Annotated in this window: 16 protein-coding genes; 6 read left to right on the top strand and 10 right to left on the bottom strand. The window is 72.9% G+C overall.

What is annotated here, in order from left to right:
- Positions 1-198: 198 nt before the first annotated feature.
- The 3 genes from AB0K36_RS12545 to AB0K36_RS12535 all read right to left on the bottom strand — a co-directional run bounded on the left by AB0K36_RS12545 (position 199) and on the right by AB0K36_RS12535 (position 3035).
- The gene (locus tag AB0K36_RS12545; RefSeq protein WP_364592191.1) at positions 199-1911 is read right to left on the bottom strand and encodes an acyl-CoA dehydrogenase family protein; all 1713 of its coding nucleotides are present in this window, start codon (positions 1909-1911) and stop codon (positions 199-201) included.
- Between the two features lie 27 nt (positions 1912-1938).
- Positions 1939-2556, bottom strand: coding sequence for a TetR/AcrR family transcriptional regulator (locus tag AB0K36_RS12540; RefSeq protein ID WP_364592188.1), 618 nt, complete (start codon positions 2554-2556; stop codon positions 1939-1941).
- Between the two features lie 119 nt (positions 2557-2675).
- Positions 2676-3035 carry a winged helix-turn-helix transcriptional regulator gene (locus AB0K36_RS12535; RefSeq protein ID WP_364592185.1) on the bottom strand — a complete coding sequence of 120 codons (360 nt, stop codon included), beginning with the start codon at positions 3033-3035 and terminating at the stop codon, positions 2676-2678.
- 76 nt (positions 3036-3111) lie between these two features.
- On the opposite strand from AB0K36_RS12535, the gene AB0K36_RS12530 reads away from it, so the two are divergent.
- Positions 3112-4002: an NAD(P)-dependent oxidoreductase gene (locus tag AB0K36_RS12530; RefSeq protein WP_364592182.1), complete on the top strand. Its 891-nt coding sequence runs from the start codon at positions 3112-3114 to the stop codon at positions 4000-4002.
- Positions 4003-4076: 74 nt separating this feature from the next.
- Here the strand turns inward: AB0K36_RS12530 and AB0K36_RS12525 are convergent, their stop codons facing one another.
- The 6 genes from AB0K36_RS12525 to AB0K36_RS12500 form a co-directional block, all read right to left on the bottom strand.
- Positions 4077-4544, bottom strand: a complete 468-nt coding sequence (locus AB0K36_RS12525; RefSeq protein WP_364592179.1) for a nuclear transport factor 2 family protein — start codon at positions 4542-4544, stop codon at positions 4077-4079.
- Between the two features lie 52 nt (positions 4545-4596).
- Entirely contained in the window at positions 4597-5160 is a 564-nt protein-coding gene (locus AB0K36_RS12520) for a DoxX family protein (protein WP_364592176.1), read from the bottom strand.
- 107 nt (positions 5161-5267) lie between these two features.
- A complete protein-coding gene (locus AB0K36_RS12515) occupies positions 5268-6665 on the bottom strand; it encodes a DNA-3-methyladenine glycosylase 2 family protein (protein WP_364592173.1) in 1398 nt (465 codons plus the stop codon).
- On the bottom strand, positions 6662-7939 hold the full coding sequence (locus AB0K36_RS12510; protein WP_364592170.1) for an FAD-dependent oxidoreductase: 1278 nt from the start codon (positions 7937-7939) through the stop codon (positions 6662-6664). Before AB0K36_RS12510 ends, AB0K36_RS12515 begins: the two co-directional genes overlap by 4 nt.
- Positions 7936-9333, bottom strand: coding sequence for an FAD-dependent oxidoreductase (locus AB0K36_RS12505; RefSeq protein WP_364592167.1), 1398 nt, complete (start codon positions 9331-9333; stop codon positions 7936-7938). The genes AB0K36_RS12510 and AB0K36_RS12505 overlap by 4 nt, the downstream gene beginning before the upstream one ends.
- Positions 9330-10793 carry an FGGY family carbohydrate kinase gene (locus AB0K36_RS12500; protein WP_364592164.1) on the bottom strand — a complete coding sequence of 488 codons (1464 nt, stop codon included), beginning with the start codon at positions 10791-10793 and terminating at the stop codon, positions 9330-9332. The genes AB0K36_RS12505 and AB0K36_RS12500 overlap by 4 nt, the downstream gene beginning before the upstream one ends.
- Positions 10794-11220: 427 nt before the next feature.
- Here AB0K36_RS12500 and AB0K36_RS12495 point away from each other — a divergent pair, with 427 nt between their 5' ends.
- Together AB0K36_RS12495 and AB0K36_RS12490 are read left to right on the top strand one after the other, a co-directional pair.
- Positions 11221-12246, top strand: coding sequence for a hypothetical protein (locus tag AB0K36_RS12495; protein WP_364592161.1), 1026 nt, complete (start codon positions 11221-11223; stop codon positions 12244-12246).
- 142 nt (positions 12247-12388) lie between these two features.
- Positions 12389-13918 carry an amino acid permease gene (locus tag AB0K36_RS12490; RefSeq protein WP_364592158.1) on the top strand — a complete coding sequence of 510 codons (1530 nt, stop codon included), beginning with the start codon at positions 12389-12391 and terminating at the stop codon, positions 13916-13918.
- Positions 13919-14091: 173 nt separating this feature from the next.
- Here the strand turns inward: AB0K36_RS12490 and AB0K36_RS12485 are convergent, their stop codons facing one another.
- Positions 14092-14685 carry an HD domain-containing protein gene (locus AB0K36_RS12485; protein WP_364592417.1) on the bottom strand — a complete coding sequence of 198 codons (594 nt, stop codon included), beginning with the start codon at positions 14683-14685 and terminating at the stop codon, positions 14092-14094.
- Positions 14686-14888: 203 nt separating this feature from the next.
- On the opposite strand from AB0K36_RS12485, the gene AB0K36_RS12480 reads away from it, so the two are divergent.
- The 3 genes from AB0K36_RS12480 to araD are packed head-to-tail and all read left to right on the top strand — an operon-like array spanning position 14889 to position 18174.
- Positions 14889-15542 (top strand): GntR family transcriptional regulator, encoded by a 654-nt coding sequence (locus AB0K36_RS12480; RefSeq protein ID WP_364592155.1) that lies wholly within the window; start codon positions 14889-14891, stop codon positions 15540-15542.
- Positions 15539-16453, top strand: coding sequence for a dihydrodipicolinate synthase family protein (locus AB0K36_RS12475; protein ID WP_364592152.1), 915 nt, complete (start codon positions 15539-15541; stop codon positions 16451-16453). The genes AB0K36_RS12480 and AB0K36_RS12475 overlap by 4 nt, the downstream gene beginning before the upstream one ends.
- Complete coding sequence (gene araD, locus AB0K36_RS12470; protein WP_364592149.1) at positions 16450-18174, top strand: L-arabinonate dehydratase; 1725 nt, start codon at positions 16450-16452, stop codon at positions 18172-18174. Before AB0K36_RS12475 ends, araD begins: the two co-directional genes overlap by 4 nt.
- Positions 18175-18276 lie beyond the last annotated feature (102 nt).

The following is an 18276-nucleotide window of genomic DNA, read 5'->3' as shown; positions in this document are numbered from 1 at the left end:
ATGTCAGCCGATCATGTCCGCCGGAGCTGCCCCCGGTCGTCCGCCGGACGCAGACACTTCGCGCTGCCGCCGATGCCGCAGTCGCCGCGAAGGTACTGCGTCCGCGGTAGGCGGCCGCTGGTCCTCGAGGGGGACCCGCGGGTGGTCCGCGGCGTCAGTGCCGACCCGCGGGTGGTCCGCGGCGTCAGTGCCTCCCGCTCAGACCGCCCCCGCCGGCACCCGGTCGATCGCCGCGGCGAGGTCGAGGCGCGTGGGGAGCGTGCCGAAGGCGAGGCCGCGGTCGCCGGCGAGGCGGGACGCGCAGAAGGCGTCGGCCACGGCGGCCGGTGCGTGCCGGACGAGGAGGGAGCCCTGCAGGACGAGGGCCATGCGCTCGACGAGGCGGCGGGCGCCCAGAGCGGCGTCCTCCGTGAGCACAAGTGCGCCACGCAACTCCCGCCATGCCGCGTCCAGTCGGGCGTCCGCGCCGGCAGCGGCCTCGATCTCCGCGCCGTACGCCTCCAGGGAGCCGGGTTCACGGGTCAGCGCGCGCAGTACGTCCAGCGCGTTGACGTTGCCGGAGCCCTCCCAGATGCCGTTCAGCGGTGCCTCGCGGTAGAGCCTCGGCATGCCGGACGCCTCGTCGTAGCCGTTCCCGCCGAGGCACTCCAGTGCCTCGGCGACGGCTGCCGGCTGCCGCTTGCAGACCCAGTACTTGCCGACCGCCGTCGCCAGCCGCAGAAAGGCCTTCTCCTGGGTGTCGCCCCGCTGTGCGCGGTCGGCCGCTCCGGCGACCCGGAGCGCGAGCGTGGTCGCCGCCTCGGACTCGATGCTCAGATCGGCGACGACATTGCGCATCAGCGGCTGGTCGATGAGCTTGGCGCCGAACACGGAACGGTGGCGGACATGGTGGGCGGCCTGTGTCAGAGCGGTACGGATGCCGGACGCCGAGCCGAGGATGCAGTCCAGCCGCGTCATCGTCACCATGTCGATGATGGTGCGCACGCCCTGCCCCTCCGCGCCCACCAGCATGCCGACGGTGTCGTCGAACTCGGGCTCGCTGCTGGCGTTGCTCCGGTTCCCCAGCTTGTCCTTGAGCCGCTGGATGCGGAAGGTGTTGCGGCTGCCGTCGGGGAGCACCCGCGGCACCAGGAAGCACGACAGGCCTCCGGGGGCCTGGGCCAGCACCAGGAAGAGGTCGTTCATGGGTGCGCTGGTGAACCACTTGTGGCCGCGCAGCCGCCAGGTGCCGTCGGGGTGCTCGGTGGCGGTGGTGGTGTTGGCGCGGACGTCGGTGCCGCCCTGCTTCTCCGTCATGCCCATGCCGGCGAGCAGCCCGCGCTTGCCGGCCGGCGCGCGCATCCCGGGGTCGTACACCCGGCTGGTCAGCAACGGCTCGTACACGGCGGCGAGCCGGGGCTCGGACCGCAGGGCCGGCACCACGGCGTAGGTCATGGACACGGGGCAGCCGTGGCCCTGCTCCGCGGAGGACCACACCATGAATCCCGCCGCGCGGGCGACGTGGGCGCCGGGCCGGTCGTCGGCCCAGGGGGCGCCGCCGAGTCCCTCTCTGATCGCGACGTCCATGAGCGCGTGGTAGGACGGGTGGAAGTCCACCTCGTCGATCCGGTTCCCGTACCGGTCGTGGGTGCGCAGCACAGGTTCGCAGCGGTTGGCCTCCTCGGCCCAGCGCTGGACCTGTTCGGAGCCGGCGAGCCTGCCGATGCGGTGCAGGTCCTCGGTGTACCAGCCGGCGCCCTCGCGCCGCAGGCCCTCGAGCAGTACGGCGTCGTCCGCGACGTCGTGTCCGACGAGCGGCGGCGGCTGGTTGGTCACAACATGGGTCTCGGCCGTGGGCCGGCTGTTCGGGGAGGCGTCGGCCGCGGCGGCGTTCGCGGTCGTGCCAGCGGCTGCGGCGGGAGTCGTCGTCATCGTGGTCCTCGGGGAGTCGTAGGGGTGTCAGCCGGCGGTCCGGGCGCCGGCGCAGCGCAGGGACATCGCGACCAGTTCGGCGACCAGGTGTTCGGCGGCGTCGCCGTCCGCGGGACCGGACAACGGGTCGACCAGCACCTCACCGATCGCGCCGGTCAGTGCGGCGGCGGTGACGTCGGGGTCCTGCGGCGGGAGTTGTCCGCCCGCGATGCCCTCCCGGATCACCTCTGCGAACACGTCGCGGTAGCGGCGCCGGAACTCCAGCCGCTCACGGGCCACGGCCTGTTCGGCGGGGGCGGCGAGGAGTGCGTGGGCGAGGCCGCGGCGCTCCATGGCGCGGCGGGCGAAGACGCGCACGCCGTGCGCGAGCCGCTCGACGGGGTCTCCGCCGGCGTCCTTGAGGACTTCCGCGAGCACCTCGACCTCACGTCCGGAGGCGCGCCGGAAGACCTCGACGGCCAGTGCGCCTTTGGACGGGAAGTGCTGGTAGACCGACCCGACGGACATGCCGGCCGCGGCGGCGACCGCGGTGACGGACGCGTTGGCCCAGCCGGATTCGGCGACCACGGAGGTCGCCTGCTCCACAAGGTGCTCCCTCGCGGCGTCGAGCCTGCTCTGCACAGCGGGTGTCTTGCGGTAGGCCACACAACAAGTGAACCACTGTTCAGAACTTCGAGCCAGCCCCTGGGCCCCTGGTTCGGGCATGCCGAAGGTGCGGCACGGACGGGCGGTGAGGGTGGAAAGACGTGCGCGGAAACCGGCGGTCAGCGCGCGTGGTCGGACACTTCGTCGTGCGAACTCCGGTCATCGAGCAGGTGCTGCCTGCCCCAGGCGCCGAGGGGGCCGAGCGCCTCGTTCAGGGAGATGCCCAGCGGGGTGAGCGCGTAGGTGACGCGGCGTACCGCTCCCTCGTGGTCCTCTTCCCGGACGACGATGCCGTCGGACTCCAACTCCCGCAGATGAGAGGCGAGAACCTTCTCGCTGACGCCGGGGATGCCGCGTCGCAGCTCACCGAACCGGCAGGGACCGGCCTCCAGCGCCCACAGGACGAGGACCTTCCACTTGCCGCCGACCACGTCGATCGCCGCGTCGATGCCGCACACGTACGCGTCACGCCTGGTCATGCACTCACCTTAAGGTAACCACCCACAAAATAGTGCGTACTTGATCAAGGTCGGTGCCCGTACGAGCCTGTGAGGCATGGACGACCACACCTCTTCGAAGACCCCTGTCACCCTCCTCGGCCTCGGCGACATGGGCACCGCTCTCGCCCGCGCCTGGCTCGCCGCGGGACACCCGCTGACCGTCTGGAACCGCACCCCGGCCAAGGCCGAGCGCCTGGCGGCTGAGGGCGCCCGGGTGGCGGCGACGCCGGCCGAGGCGCTGGCCTCGGCCACCGGTCCCGTCGTGCTGTGCCTGCTGGACGACGCCTCCGTGGGCAAGACGCTGGACGGCATCGACCTGACCGGCAAGGACCTGATCGACCTGACCACCAACACACCCGCCCGGTCCCGGCTCCGGGCGGCATGGGCCGAGGAACGAGGGGCCCGGTTCCTGGACGGCGGGATCATGGCCGTTCCCCCGATGATCGGCCGGCCGGAGACCGGCGGCTATGTGTTCTACAGCGGCGACCGCGCGCTGTTCGAACGCCACCGGGAGGTGCTGGAGGCTCCCACCGGCGCGAAGTTCGTCGGCGAGGACGCCGGTCACGCGGCACTGCACGACATCGCCCTGCTCAGCGCGATGACCGGCATGTTCGCGGGCGTCACTCACGCCTTCGCCCTGGTACGCCCCGAGAAGGACCTCGACCGTGCCGGTTTCGCCGCGCTGCTCGCGGAGTGGCTCGGCGCCATGGCCGGCATGACCCACGAGATGGCCGCCCAACTGGAGAGCGGTGACTACACCGAGGGGGTCACCTCCAACCTCGCCATGATGTCGGCGGGGAACGACGCGCTCCTGGCCACGGCAGAGGGCCAGTCGGTCGACCCCCGGCTCCTCACGCCCTTCATGGAGCTGATGCGCCGACGGGTGGCCCAGGGCCACGGCGACGAGGGGCTGGCGGGCACGGTCGACCTGCTCAGGGGCGAGTGAGGCCCGGCGGACGGCTGAGGGCCGGCGGACCACCGAGCCGCCGGCCCTCACGCCGGGCGACCGGCACGGTCGCACTACTGGAGGGGGATGTCGTGGCCCGCGCCACGCTCCTCCTCGGGGCGCGGCCCGAAGTAGCGGCGGTCGGATTCCTGGATGGCCACGTCGTTGATGCTTGCCTCGCGGCGGCTCATCAGGCCGTGCTCGTCGAACTCCCACAGCTCGTTGCCGTAGCTGCGGAACCACCGGCCCTCGGCGTCGTGCCATTCGTACTGGAAGCGGACGGCTATGCGGTTCTCGTGGAAGGCCCACAGGCTCTTGCGCAGTACGTAGTCCAGCTCACGCTTCCACTTGGCCGTGAGGAACTCGGCGATCTGCTCACGGCCGGTCAGGAAGACGTCCCGGTTCCGCCAGACGGAGTCCTCGGTGTAGGCGAGGGCCACCTTGTGCGGATCGCGGGTGTTCCACGCGTCCTCGGCGGCCTGGACCTTGGCCAGGGCGCTGTCGAGGTCGAACGGCGGGAAAGGCGGGCGCAGTTGGGTCATGACAGGTGATCCTGCCATGCACCGGAGAGGGGACTTCGACGGACCGGGTGCGCTAGTCCTCCAGGGTGTCGACCCCTTGGTCCTTCTCGGAGCCCGGGTCCACGTCCGCCCCGATCTGGCCCTTCGCCCGCTTGCCGACGACCGCGGACGCGGCGAGCGCGCTGGCCGCGAAGGCGGCGCCGAGGATCCACGGGCCGTCGAAGCGGTGGCGGGTCACATGGTCGAGGGAGTAGCGGCCGGGGCCCATGACGCCGATGGCCGCCGCGGTGAAGCCGAGGAACGCCGGGTACTCGAAGCCGCCGGACTGGGCGAAGAAGCCGGCCGGTGCGTGGACGGAGACGGCGCCCGCCATGTTGCCGGTCACCGCCGCGCCCGCCGCGGGAGTGGCGAGGCCGAGTGCGAGCAGCACGCCACCGCCCGCCTCCGCGATGCCCGCGGCCATCGCGCTCTGCTTGGGCGGGTGGAAGCCCATGGCCTCCATGCCCTTGGCGGTGCCTTCCAGGCCGCCGCCGCCGAACCAGCCGAAGAGTTTCTGGGTGCCGTGGGCGACGAGGACGGCGCCGGTCCCGACGCGCAGGACGAGCAGGCCGAGGTCACGTCGGTTGAGGGGGGTCATCGGTACTCCCGGAGCGGTGAGGATGGGCGACGTCATCCACTCTCGGGCCGCTGGGAGCCGGGGCCGTGGTGTTGCTGGACCGTCCGGGTGAGGCGGGCGGTGCCGGCTCAGCTCGCCGGGCTGCCGGCCGCCGCCCACAGGTGGTGCATCGCGTAGGAGCTCCACGGCCGCCAGCGCCCGGTGTCCGCGCCGGCGGGCACGGCCGGGTCGGCGGGCAGCAGGACATCGGGGTCGCCCAGGGCCTGCATGCGGATCCGGGCGGCGGTCCGGGCGTCCATGCCGGGCAGTCGCAGCAGGCGGCGCTCCGTCTCCTCGCGGTCCACGCCGGGGTCGAGCACCACGTCGCCCGTGGCGAGCGCCTCTGCCAGGGCGCGCAGCGCGGGGTGGTCGGTGCCGGTCAGGTCCCGGGCGCGGGGGAACAGATGGGTGAGGCCTCCGCTCGGTGCGGGGAGCCGCTCGCCGTGCGCGGCCACGAGCGTGCTCGCGGCGGACGTTCCGACCACCGTGCGGATCGCCGATTCATGGGGGTCGGCGGCACCGGGGATGCGCAGGCCGGGGCGGGACGCGACGTGAGCGGCGAGGGACGGGTCGGCTCCGAGGCGCTCGGCGACGGCGCACGGGTCGGCGTCGAGATCGAGGAGGCGGCGCATCCGCTGGTTGGCGGTGGTCAGGTCGCGCAGGTCCGTCAGATGCAGCCGGCAGTCCAGCCAGCGGCCGCTGCCGGGGCGTTCGCGGACCTCGGCGATCCCGGCGCCGCCGGGCAGCCGCAGGGTGCGGCGGTAGGTGCGGTCGCCGGGCTCGCCGGTGACCTCCTCGACGCCGGTGACGGCATGGGCGGCCAGGTGGTCGAACACCCGGTCCGCCGCGTAGGGGCCCCGGTGCGCGAGCCGCAGCGGGATCCCGGCAGCGCCCTTGTCGGGGGCGGGGCGGCCGGGCCTGAGGGCGCGCAGTTCGGTGGGGGTGGCGGCGTAGATCTCCCGGATGGTGTCGTTGAACTGGCGGACGCTCGCGAAACCGGCCGCGAAGGCGATCTCGGCGGCCTGCAGGGTCGTCGTCTGGAGGAGTACGCGTGCGGTGTGGCCGCGCTGGGCGCGGGCCAGCGCGATGGGCCCGGCGCCGAGTTCGGCGTTGAGCTGGCGCTGTACCTGGCGGGCGCTGTAGCCGAGCCGGTCCGCGAGGCCCGCGACGCCTTCCCGGTCGACGATGCCGTCTCCGATCAGCCGCACGGCCCGGCCGACGACGTCCGCGCGGACGTTCCATTCGGCGGAGCCGGGGACCGCGTCGGGCCGGCAGCGCCGGCAGGCGCGGAAGCCGGCGCTCTGGGCGGCCGCGGCGGTGGGGTGGAACGACACGTTCTCGCGCTTGGGCGTGACGGCGGGGCAGCTGGGCCGGCAGTAGATGCCGGTCGTGGAGACGGCGAAGAAGAACACGCCGTCGAAGCGTGCGTCCCGGCTGGTCACCGCCTGGTACCGGCTGTCCTCCGCCGTGCGTGCCTCGGTGGTCATACGGCCAGTATCGGCGGCCCTCCGACGCCCGGCCGGCGGAAATCGGACATGACGCTGATGTGGACCGGACCGCCGTCGGGGTCGGCCGCGGCCGTCCAGCGGGCGCGCAGGTCGAGAGGCCGGCCGGGCAGGGCGGTGTGCGGCAGGCGCTGCCGGTCCAGGATCCGGCCGTCCTGGTGCACGACGAGGACGGGCGCGGGGAGGCGTTCCGCGGTGCGCAGGGTGAAGCGCTCCTGGAGGGGCGGCGGGCCGTCGGGGCGGACGCGGCTCGGCGCGACCCACAGCAGCGGCGGCTCGACCCGCAGCGGCACTCCCCCGCCGGGCCAGGGGTCCGTACCGGCCAGGTGCGCGAGGACCGGGCCGGTGACGCCCCGGCCCTCGGCGGCCGCGCGTGCCGCCGGCTCGCCGCCGTGGAGCAGGTTGCCGACGGCGAACACACCGGGCAGGGCGGTGCGGAAGGTGGTGTCGACGGCCGGTCCGCGGGTGCCGGTGTCGAGGGCGATGCCGCCGCGCCGGGCGAGTTCGTGCTCCGGGATCCAGTCGCCGGTGAACACGACGGTGTCGCAGTCGAGGAGTGTGCCGCGGCAGTCGTCACCCCGTACGCGGACGCCGGTCAGCCTGCCGTGGCCGGTGAGCTCCACGACGGTCGACCCGGTGAGCACCGGGAACCGGTGGCGCGGTGACCGCAAGGGGCCGCGGATCGCTTCGGTGACCAGGGCGACGACGTGGGCCCCGGCCGTCCGCAGCGTGTCGACGGCGGCACATGCGACGGCGTCGGCGCCGGCCGTCGCCACGACGACGGCCCGGCTGCCGACCGGTTGGCCGTGGACATGGACGGCCTGCTGGAGCTCGCCGGTGGTCAGGACGCCGGCCGGCCGGGTGCCGGGCACCAGCCGGGCGCTGCGCGGCCGTTCGCGGGCGCCGGTCGCCAGGACGACGGCGGTTGCGGTGAGGCGCTCGAGGCCGTGCGGGCCTGTCGTGTCGAGGGTGCGGGGCCCCGCCCAGCCGGTGGCCGTGACGCCCGTGCGCACCGCGGCTCCGGCCGCGAGGGCCGCGGCGGCGAGGCGCCGGGCGTAGCGGGGCCCGGTGGTCGAGCGGTGGCGTGGTCCGAAGCCCCGGTGGTGGCTGTGGCGTGGGATGCCGCCGGGTTCCTGTTCGCGTTCGAGCACCTCGACGCGGCCGGCGCCCGCCGCGGCGAGGTGGGCCGCGGCGGCGAGGCCGGCGGGTCCCGCGCCGACGACGAGGACGTCCACGGCCCGATCGGCGCGGCTCATCGGCGGCCGTCCTCGAACAGCGCGCGAACGGCGGGTCCGCAGTAGAAGCCCTGGCAGCGACCGCCGCGGGCCCGGGTGCGGCGCCGCAGTCCGTCGAGCGATCCGGGCGGCACGGTGCTGGTGAGCGCGTCGCGGATCTCGCCGCGGGTGACGCGTTCGCAGTGGCAGACGATGGTGCCGTACGCGGGGTCGGCGGCGATCAGGTCGGCCCGCTGGTACGGGCGTGGCCGTGCCTCGCCGATGTTCGGCATGTGTACCGGTTCGAGATCGCGGGCGGGTCCGAGGTGGAGTCGCGCGTCGCCGAGGAGGCCGGTGACGTAGTCGGCGATCGCCATGGAGGCGGTCAGTCCTGTGGAGCGGATGCCTCCGACGGTGACGTAGCGCAGGCGGGGGTGCGCCCGGATGCGGTAGTCGTCCTGCCCGGTGGCGGCGCGCAGTCCGGCGTAGACGGCGGTGACCTCCTCGTCGATGAGCGCGGGCAGGATCCGTCCGCCCTTGGCCCGCAGGGTCTCGAGGCCTTCGGCGCTCGACCCGGTGGCCCGCTTGTCGTCGAGGTCCTCCGCGGTCGGGCCGAGGATCACGTTCCCGTACACGGTCGGTGCGACGAGGACGCCCTTGCCCAGCGCCGTGGGCACGGGGAGCAGGATGTGCCCGACGAGGGGGCGGGCGAGCTTGTCGTAGACGATGAGCTGGCCGCGCCGGGGGGTGACGGTGAAGTCCTGGCGGCCGAGGCGGCGGTCGAGCTCGTCGGCGTGCAGTCCGGCCGCGTTGACGAGGTAGCGGGTACGCAACAGGCCCCGGGAGGTGGACAGTTCGTGGTGGGTCCCGGCGGTGACGGACTGCACCCGGCAGTTCAGGTGCAGGTCGCCGCCGGCGCGGACGGCCTGGGTGGCGTAGGCGAGCGTCGTCGTCCAGGGGCAGATGATCCACTCGTCGGGGACCTCGAGGGCACCGAGCGCCCCGGGGCCCAGGTGCGGTTCCCTGCGGGCGAGTTCGGCGGCGTCGAGCAGGCGGGTGGCGTGGTAGCCGTTACGGGCGGCCTTGGCGGCGAGCGCGGGGAGGGTGGCGAGCTGTTCCCGGTCCCAGGCGACGAGGAGCGCGCCGACGGGTTCGACGGGGATGCCGCTCTGTTCGGCGTAGGCGGCGAGGCGGTGCCGGCCTTCGCGTACCAGCCGGGACTCCAGGGTGCCGGGCGCCGCGTCGAAACCGGTGTGCAGGATGGCCGTGTTGGCCTTGGACGTGCCGTTTCCGACGTCGTCGCCCGCGTCGACGAGGGCGACGCGCAGGCGGTGGCGGGCGAGTTCGCGGGCGACGGCGGTGCCGACGACTCCGGCGCCGACGACGGTCACGTCGTACAGGCGGTCGGGCAGTTCGCCGCTGGTGGTGACGGTCATCGCGTGCCGTGGTCCCCGGCGGCCGACGGGGCGCGCTCGAGGAGCGCCTCGACCTCCGCGCGGAAGGCGCCGAGCCGTTCGGCGGCCCGGTCGGCGCTGATCCGGGGCTCGTAGACGGCGGACGGCTTCCGGTCGGGGACAACCTGCTCCGGCGTCAGACCGGGGTCGATGCCGAGCCGGGCCACGGCGGCGGCTCCCAGTGCGGTCGCGTCGGGCAGTGCGGAGACCTCCACGGGCATTTGGAGCAGGTCGGCCTGGGTCTGCATGAGGAGCGCGGAGCGGGTGAGGCCGCCGTCGACGCGCAGCGCCGTCAGCGGGGAGCCGAGGTCGGTGGCGACGGCTTCGGTGAGGGAGACGACCTGTGCGGCGATGCCCTCGCACAGTGCGCGCACGAGGTGGCCGGGACCGGTGTCGAGTCCGAGTCCGGTGACCGAGCCTCTGACGTCGCCGCGCCACCAGGGCGCCGCGAGTCCGGCGAGCGCCGGTACGAAGGTGACGCCGCCGCTGTCGGGGACGGTCGAGCCGACGGTGTCGAGGTCCGAGGCGCCGGAGACGACCCCGAGGTCGGTGAGCCATCGGACGGCGGAGGCCGCGGTGTAGACCTGGCCGTCCAGGCAGTAGCTCGCCTTCCCGCCGAGCCGCCAGGCGACGCAGCCGACGAGCCCGGTGGTCGAGCGGTGCGGCCGGTGACCGGTGTGGGCGAGAAGGAAGGCGCCTGTGCCGTAGGTGCACTTGGCGGCGCCCGGTTCGGTGACGCGCTGGGCGAGGAGGGCCGCCTGCTGGTCCACGAGCAGTCCGGTGAGCGGTGTCCCGGGGCCGAAGGCGGTGGTGACGCCGACGGGGCCGGCGGCGTCCACGACGTCGGGCAGCCGTTCACCGGAGAGGCCGAACAGGTCGAGTGCCCGCTGCGACCAGGCGACCTGGTCGAGGTCGAGGAGCTGGGTGCGGCCCGCGGTGGCCGCGTCGGTGACGAACGCGCCGGTGAGCCGGTGCACGAGCCATGAGTCGCTGGCGGTGACGACGCCTTCGCGGGTGAGCTCGCGGCGGATCCACGCCATCTTGGGTGCGGCGAAGTACGGGTCCAGCGGTAATCCGGTGAGCTGCTTCAACTCTTCGGCGTGCGGGGCGAGTTCGGCGCAGAGCGGTTCGGCGCGCCGGTCCTGCCAGACGATCGCGTCCGTGAGCGGCTCGCCGGTGGCCGGGTCCCAGGCGAGAACGGTCTCGCCCTGGTTGGCCAGGCCGACCGCCTCCACGGGCTCGCCGGCGTGGGCGAGGGCCCTGCGCCCTGCGCCGAGGACGGAGTCGAGCAGCTCGGCGGGGTCGACCTCGACGCGTCCGCCGGGGCCGTAGCGGGGGGACACGGGCACGAAGCCGGTGCCGATCACACCGCGCTCGGGACAGACGACGAGCGCCTTGGTGCCGGAGGTGCCCTGGTCGACGGCAAGCACCGGGCCCGTCATCGGCCACCCCGCTCTCCGGTAGAAGAAACCTTGATCGCAGACGAAAGCGTGGGGCAGGCCGCCGCCGCCGTCAAGGGGCGGTGGGACACCCCCCGTCGGGCGGCGGCACGGTCAACCGGTTGCCGCACGGCGCGGCTTGAGTAAGATCGGCCCGCACGCGGAAGCGATGCGGGGGACGGCGCGGTTCCCCGTACGTGTCCGACCGTCGTCGATGCCGGCCGACCACCGCCGTCGACGCTCGCCTCAGCCCCCACTGCCCCAAGAGGCCCGATGACGACCAGTTCTCCCCCCTGGCTCCACGCTGCGACGGAACACGGAGCGGACCGCGCGACGGTCGGCGGACCGGTCGGCACGGTGACGGGCCCGACGGTCCGGCAGCCGTGTTAGGCGACCTCTCCCGGGCATGCCCGGGAAGGGGAGCGTGCTGATGGCCGCGGACTCCTTCCGCCCGGTCTACCATCCGGCCGGCCAGGACACGGAACTGCGCAGCGCCCTCCAGGACTTACGCACGGGTCGCTGGCTGTCGATGCGGAACCTTCTCGAGTCGACGGCCGACTGGGCCCTGTGGACCCAGCGCACCCAGGTGCTGGCGGCGGTGGCCGCGGGCTCCGACACGGTGCAGACGTGGCGTGCGGAGGAGCCCGAGAGCGCCGCCGCGGCGGTGATGCACTGCCGGGTCGCGGTCGAACGCGCGTTACGGGCGCACCGCGACGCCCACCGGCACACCCAGGACCTGTGGCACGAGGCCTGGGAAGCGTGCCGGGCGGCGGCGCACCGGTCGCCCGAGGATCCGGTGCCGTGGGTGTGCCTGCTGGCGCTGGCCCGGCTCGACGAGGGGCAGCGGCTCGACGAGCACCGCATGGCACCGCCCGGGCCGATGCTCTTCCCTGGCCCGTGGGGCCTGCTGGCGCAGGCGGACAAGCGCGATCCGCACAATCGCGAGGCGTACCACCGGATGCTGCAGTTCGTGTACGCCCGGCGGTCCGGCACCCATCTCTCCGAGGCGGTCAACTTCGTCCAGTGGGCGTCCTCTTCCGCGCCCCTGGGATCGCCGCTGAAGGTGCTGCCGCTCTATGTACGGGTGGAGCGCTACCGCCGGGAGAACGGCCAGGAGAAGGCGCTGGACCTGCACTGGGTCACGGACGACGCGGCCCGCGACGGCCGGCTGGCGCTGCACGACTGGTTCGACGTCGCACCCACGGCGACGCGCACGCTGCTCGATCTCAGCCACCTGGCCCATGCTCTGTGGGGCGCGCTCCAGTTCGCCGACGCCGCCCGGGTGTTCGAGGCGCTGGGCCCGTTCTACGCGACGCTGCCGTGGGCGTACCGCACGCCCGATCCCGGTGACGCGGCGCTCGCGGAGGAGGTGTTCCTGCGCGCACGCGCCCGCTGCCTCGCGGCGGCGCGTGACGCCGGGCCCGGCCCCGGCCCCGCCGGGGGGCCGTACGGCTGAGCCCGTCTCCGCCCGACCGGGCCGCGTCCCCTCCCCGTTCTCCCCTGGCGCGTACTCCCCCCTCGCGCCGTGTCCTGCCCCCGCCGCACCACCGCTTTGTCCTGTCCGCTCACGTACATCGCCTTTCCCCGGAGGTACCTCGATGTCCATATCCCCGCCGAAGTGGCCGGATTCCGGCCGGACCCCTCCCAAGGACGAGGAGGAACGGCTGAGGGAGCTCGGCTATCAGCCCGTCCTGGCCCGCCGGATGGGCGGCTTCGGCAACTTCGCCATCAGCTTCTCCGTGATCTCGATCCTGTCCGGCTGTATGACGCTGTACGGATTCGGGCTGGGCACCGGTGGTCCCGCGGTGATGCTGTGGGGCTGGCTGGGCGTCGGTCTCTTCGTCCTCTGCGTCGGCATGGCCCTGGCGGAGGTGACCAGCGCCTACCCGACGTCGGGCGCGCTGTACTACATGGCCGACCGGCTCGGCGGCCGTAAGTGGGGCTGGTACACGGGCTGGCTCAATCTTCTCGGTCTGCTGGGTGCCATCGCCGGCATCGACTACGGCTGCGCCCTGTTCACCGGCGCGTTTCTGAACCTCCAGTGGGGGATCGAGCCCACGCCCGGCTCCACGATGATCATCTTCATCTGCATCCTGCTGCTGCACGCCACCCTCAACCTCTTCGGCGTACGGCTCGTCAGCCTGCTCAACTCGGTCAGCGTGTGGTGGCACCTCGGCGGCGTGGCCCTGATCGTGGGCGCCCTCGCGATCGTGCCGTCCGACCACCAGTCCCCCGAGTTCGTCTTCGGCGAGTTCGTCAACGGCACCGGCTGGGACAACCCCGTCTACGTCGCCGCGATCGGCCTGCTGCTCGCGCAGTACACCTTCAGCGGGTACGACGCCTCGGCGCACCTCTCGGAGGAGACCTCCAACGCGTCCGTGGCGGCCGCCAAGGGCATCGTGCGCTCCATCTGGGTCTCCTGGATCGCCGGGTTCGCACTGCTGGCGGGCCTGACCTTCGCCATCCAGGACTACGCGGGCACCCAGGACACCGCGACCGGCGTGCCGCCGGCGCAGATCTTCATCGACGCCCTCGGCACCGGTGCCGCCACGGCGCTGCTGCTCGTGGTGATCGTCGCGCAGCTCTTCTGCGGCAACGCGGAGGTGGCCGCGGCCAGCCGGATGGTGTTCGCCTTCAGCCGGGACAACGCGCTGCCCGGTTCGGCCCTGTGGCGCAAGGTGAGCAGCCGGACGCAGACGCCCGTCCCCGCGGTGTGGCTGTCGGTCACCTTCGCCTGTCTGCTGGCCGTCCCGTCGCTGTACTCGGCGACCGCGTACGGAGCGGTCACCGCGATCAACGTCATCGGCATCACGCCCGCGTACGCCATCCCGATCTATCTGCGGCTGCGGGCCGGCGACCGCTTCCAGCCCGGTCCGTGGTCGCTGGGCCGCTGGAGCAGGCCGATCGGCTGGACCGCCGTGGTGTGGGTGGCGTGCGTGACCGTCCTGTTCTGCCTGCCCCAGTCGAACCCGGTGACGGTCGACTCGATGAACTACGCCTCGATCGCGCTGGCGGCGGTGCTGATCCTGGCCACGGTGTGGTGGTTCGTCGCCCGCCGCTCGTACGGCACGCCGGCGGCGTACGGAACCGCCCGTGAGCAGGCGGAGATCGCGGAGAACATCGTCTGACGCTCCCCTGTCCCGTGCGAGGGCCCGGCCGTGACGGCCGGGCCCTCGCGCGTTCAGGGGCCCCGGCCGGAGCGTCGAGTCCCGGGTGGATCCTTCGCCGCGTCGACGTGTGATTCGCCGACGTCCGGGCCACGACACCTCGCCTGCTGAAACGACCCGGCGGCTTCGGGCTCTCAGCCGTGGATCGGGAAGGATGCCTGGAACGCCAGGCGCTCGTCGGCCCCGTCTCCGATGCCGACGAGAATCTCGTCGAGCGCGATGTACTCCTCCCATGCCGGCCGTCCAGTCGCTTCGGCCAGGTGAGCCACGACGAGATCCTCCAGGCCGGCAACACGCTTGTTCTTCCAGATCTTGTCGGCGAGGCTCACCAAAAGGTCTTCCAGGCCGACACGTGACTCCGCCCACGACGCATGGGTCGCGGCAAAGCGGGCCAGCTCCGGACTGACGCCGTGGTCAAGCAGAAGAGCCCGACCTGCCTCCTCATGCGCCGACCCGGGCCCGGAGAGCTCAGAGACGTGCACCGTCTTCCCCACGTCGTGCGTGGCCGCCCCGAAGAGCACGGCCTCGCGGTCGAAGACCACGGCGGGGTGGCCCTGCTTCAGCCGATCGACCAGCTGGTGCGCGACATCATGGACAGCTCGCAGGTGAGCCGCCAGCCGCGGCGGACTTCCCCGCTCCGACAAAAGCTCTGCGACACGATCCGGCAGAGGCAGCAGTGGCAGGCCGACGGTGCCGCTCATGGCTCTCGACAAGAGGGCGTTCGTCATCACCACGGCAGGGTACTGACCGCAGCCACCACTCGACCACCCGCCCGGTCATCTGCTGGTTCTCGGCCTTGTGCCGCAACAAACCGGACATCGCATCGAATCACGTCCGAAGCATTGACTGCACGCCAAGTGGGCCCTACGTTCGGCGCGTTGCACTTCGTACGTCATATATGAGACGCGATACGCGAGATCTGAGAGTGCTGATGACCTTCGCTCCCACCCCGATCCCCTCCCGCACCCAGTACGTGCTGGAGGCGATCAAGCACGCCATCCTCACCGGCGGCCTCAGCCCGGGCCAGTCCCTGGTCGAGACCGAACTGGCCGCGCTGTTCGGTGTGTCGAAGACCCCGGTGCGGGAGGCGCTCAAGACCCTCGCCGGCACGGGACTCGTGGTGATGAGCCAGTACAAGGGCGCCACCGTCCGCATGGTCGATGCCGACATGGCACGCGAGGTGTACGACGTGCGGCTGCTGCTGGAGCCGGAGGCGCTGCGGCGCTCCATCACCCGCAACGCCTCGCTCGAGGACGCGCGGACGGCGCTCGTCAGGGCCGACGAAGCGGCCGACCAGGCCGAACGCTCGCTGGCCAACCGGGAGTTCCACCGGGCCCTGTATCTGCCCTGCGGGAATCCGCTGCTGGCCCGGATGCTCGACGAGGTCCGCGACCAGGCGGCCCTGGTCTCCACCGTGGCGTGGGCCGCCGACCCGTCCTGGCAGCGGGAGGCCGACGAGCACCGCGAGATCCTCCAGCTCGCCCTTGCCGGGGACGCCGACGCCGCGGCCCGCGCGCTGCACGAGCACATCGACTCGTTCGTACAGCGGGCGTTCCCCGAGCAGACCGAGGAGGACCAGGCATGAGCACGGAGCCCGGCTTCAGCTCGCTGCGCGAGGCCCTCGCCGACGTGGTGGCCATCCCGGTCACGCCCTTCACCCCCGACGACACCGTCGACACCGTCGCGCACCGGGCGCTGGTGCGCCGGCTGCTGGACGGCGGGGTGCGCACCCTCACCCCCAACGGCAACACCGGCGAGTACTACGCGCTCGATCCCGACGAGCGGCGCGCCGTCACGGAACTGACCCTCGAGGAGTCCGCCGGCCGGGCCGCCGTCCTCGTCGGCGTCGGCCTGGACGTGCCGACCGCGGTCGCCTCCGCACGGCACGCGCGGGACGCGGGCGCACAGATGGTGATGGTGCATCAGCCGGTGCACCCCTATGTGTCGCAGGACGGCTGGCTCGACTACCACCGGGCGATCGCCGAGGCCGTGCCCGAGCTCGGCGTGGTCCCCTATGTACGCAGCCCGCATCTGCGCGGCGAGCGCATGGCGCGTCTCGGGGAGCTGTGCCCCAACGTCGTCGGGGTGAAGTACGCGGTGCCGGACGCGGCGCAGTTCGCGGCGTTCGCCCGCGACGCGGGCCTCGAGCGGTTCGTGTGGATCGCCGGTCTCGCGGAGCTGTACGCGCCCGCCTACTTCTCCGCCGGCGCCACCGGCTTCACCTCCGGCCTGGTCAACATCTCCCCGTCGATCTCGCTGGAGATGCTCGCCGCGCTGCGCGCCGGGGACCACGCGGCGGCGATGAAGGTGTGGGAGCGGATCCGGCCGCTGGAGGAACTGCGCGCCGCCCACCGGTCGGCGGACAATGTCACCGTCGTCAAGGAGGCCCTCGCCGCGCTCGGCCTGTGCCGCCGTGACGTGCGGCCGCCGAGCAGTCCGCTGCCGCAGAAGCGGCGGGCCGAGGTCGCCGGGCTCGTGGCCGGGTGGGGCATATGAGCCTGCGGCCGGAGCAGTTGCGCAGCCACCAGTGGTACGGGACCGACGGACTGCGCTCGTTCTCCCACCGGGCCCGTACCCGTCAGCTCGGTTATCTGCCGGAGGAGCACCTCGGCAAGCCCGTGATCGCGGTCCTCAACACCTGGTCGGACATCAACCCGTGCCATGTGCATCTGCGTGACCGCGCCCAGGCCGTCAAGCGCGGGGTGTGGCAGGCAGGCGGGTTCCCGCTGGAGTTCCCGGTCTCCACACTGTCGGAGACCTTCCAGAAGCCGACGCCGATGCTCTACCGCAACATGCTGGCGATGGAGACCGAGGAGCTGCTGCGCTCCTACCCGGTGGACGGCGCGGTGCTGATGGGCGGCTGCGACAAGTCCACGCCCGCGCTGCTGATGGGTGCCGCGAGCGCGGACCTGCCGACGGTGTTCGTGCCCGCGGGGCCGATGCTGCCGGGCCACTGGCGCAACGAAGTGCTCGGCTCCGGCACGGACATGTGGAAGTACTGGGACGACAAGCGGGCGGGGCTCATCGGCGACTGCGAGATGAGCGAGCTGGAGAGCGGTCTCGCCCGCTCCCCCGGCACCTGTATGACGATGGGGACCGCCGCCACCCTGATGGCCGCGGCCGAGGCACTCGGGGTGACCGTCCCCGGCGCCTCGTCCGTCCCGGCGGTCGACTCCGGGCACGACCGCATGGCCGCGGCGTCCGGGATGCGGATCGTGGAACTGGTGCGCCAGGACCTGAGGCTGTCGCGGATCCTGACGCGCGAGGCGTTCGAGGACGCGGTGACCACGGTCCTGGGTCTCGGCGGCTCCACCAACGCCGTCATCCATCTCATCGCCATGGCCGGGCGTGCGGGGGTGACACTGCGCCTGGACGACTTCGACCGGATCGCCCGTACGGTGCCGGTGCTGGCCAACGTCCGTCCGGGCGGCGGGCCTTACCTGATGGAGGACTTCCACTTCGCGGGCGGGCTGCCCGGCTTCCTGTCCCGCATCCGTGACCTGCTCCACCTGGACCGGCCCACGGTCGCCCACGCCACCTTGCGGCAGCAGCTCGAGAGCGCCCAGGTGCACAACGACGATGTGATCCGCCCCCGTGACAACCCCGTCGCGGAGGAGGGAGGCGTCGCGGTGCTGCGCGGGAACCTCTGCCCCGACGGGGCGGTCATCAAGCACGTCGCCGCCGATCCGAATCTGCTGAAGCACACCGGTCCTGCCGTGGTGTTCCCGGACTACCGGACGATGCAGCGCACGATCAACGATCCCGCGCTCGGTATCACCGCCGGCCATGTGCTGGTCCTTCAGGGCGCCGGCCCCAAGGGCGGTCCCGGCATGCCGGAGTACGGGATGCTGCCGATCCCGGACCATCTGCTCAAGCAGGGTGTGCGGGACATGGTCCGGATCTCCGATGCCCGCATGAGCGGCACCAGTTACGGCACGTGCGTCCTGCACATCGCGCCCGAGTCCTACGTCGGAGGGCCGCTGGCCCTGGTCCGCACCGGGGACCTGATCACCCTCGACGTCGAGGCGCGTTCCCTCCGTCTGGAGGTCACCGACGCCGAGCTGGAGCGCCGCCGGTCCGAGTGGACGCCGCCGCCGGCCCGCTACGAGCGCGGCTACGGAGCTCTTTACAGCGAGCAGGTCACCCAGGCCGACACGGGATGCGACTTCGCCTTCCTGGCCAGGCCGGGCGAAGTGCCGGATCCGTACGCGGGCTGAGCCCGCGGCCCCTGCCCCACCTCGCACGCCCGCTTCTTCTTCTCTTCGCCCACACCCCTCTTCTCGCCCGACATCCGCACAGCGCCGGAGAAAGCGCTTACC

This window comes from Streptomyces kurssanovii (assembly GCF_040677245.1).
GTDB classification, from domain to species: domain Bacteria; phylum Actinomycetota; class Actinomycetes; order Streptomycetales; family Streptomycetaceae; genus Streptomyces; species Streptomyces kurssanovii.
This window is presented reverse-complemented; position numbering and strand designations above follow the sequence as displayed.

Bases quoted from the DNA above. Each gene is read 5' to 3' on its own strand.
- AB0K36_RS12495 (WP_364592161.1), top strand. From the start codon at position 11,221: ATGGCCGCGGACTCCTTCCGCCCGGTCTACCATCCGGCCGGCCAGGAC.
- AB0K36_RS12515 (WP_364592173.1), bottom strand. From the start codon at position 6,665: ATGACCACCGAGGCACGCACGGCGGAGGACAGCCGGTACCAGGCGGTG.
- AB0K36_RS12525 (WP_364592179.1), bottom strand. From the start codon at position 4,544: ATGACCCAACTGCGCCCGCCTTTCCCGCCGTTCGACCTCGACAGCGCC.
- AB0K36_RS12480 (WP_364592155.1), top strand. From the start codon at position 14,889: ATGACCTTCGCTCCCACCCCGATCCCCTCCCGCACCCAGTACGTGCTG.
- AB0K36_RS12545 (WP_364592191.1), bottom strand. From the start codon at position 1,911: ATGACGACGACTCCCGCCGCAGCCGCTGGCACGACCGCGAACGCCGCC.
- AB0K36_RS12530 (WP_364592182.1), top strand. From the start codon at position 3,112: ATGGACGACCACACCTCTTCGAAGACCCCTGTCACCCTCCTCGGCCTC.
- AB0K36_RS12500 (WP_364592164.1), bottom strand. From the start codon at position 10,793: ATGACGGGCCCGGTGCTTGCCGTCGACCAGGGCACCTCCGGCACCAAG.
- araD (WP_364592149.1), top strand. From the start codon at position 16,450: ATGAGCCTGCGGCCGGAGCAGTTGCGCAGCCACCAGTGGTACGGGACC.
- AB0K36_RS12520 (WP_364592176.1), bottom strand. From the start codon at position 5,160: ATGACCCCCCTCAACCGACGTGACCTCGGCCTGCTCGTCCTGCGCGTC.
- AB0K36_RS12485 (WP_364592417.1), bottom strand. From the start codon at position 14,685: ATGACGAACGCCCTCTTGTCGAGAGCCATGAGCGGCACCGTCGGCCTG.
- AB0K36_RS12505 (WP_364592167.1), bottom strand. From the start codon at position 9,333: ATGACCGTCACCACCAGCGGCGAACTGCCCGACCGCCTGTACGACGTG.
- AB0K36_RS12535 (WP_364592185.1), bottom strand. From the start codon at position 3,035: ATGACCAGGCGTGACGCGTACGTGTGCGGCATCGACGCGGCGATCGAC.
- AB0K36_RS12490 (WP_364592158.1), top strand. From the start codon at position 12,389: ATGTCCATATCCCCGCCGAAGTGGCCGGATTCCGGCCGGACCCCTCCC.
- AB0K36_RS12510 (WP_364592170.1), bottom strand. From the start codon at position 7,939: ATGAGCCGCGCCGATCGGGCCGTGGACGTCCTCGTCGTCGGCGCGGGA.
- AB0K36_RS12475 (WP_364592152.1), top strand. From the start codon at position 15,539: ATGAGCACGGAGCCCGGCTTCAGCTCGCTGCGCGAGGCCCTCGCCGAC.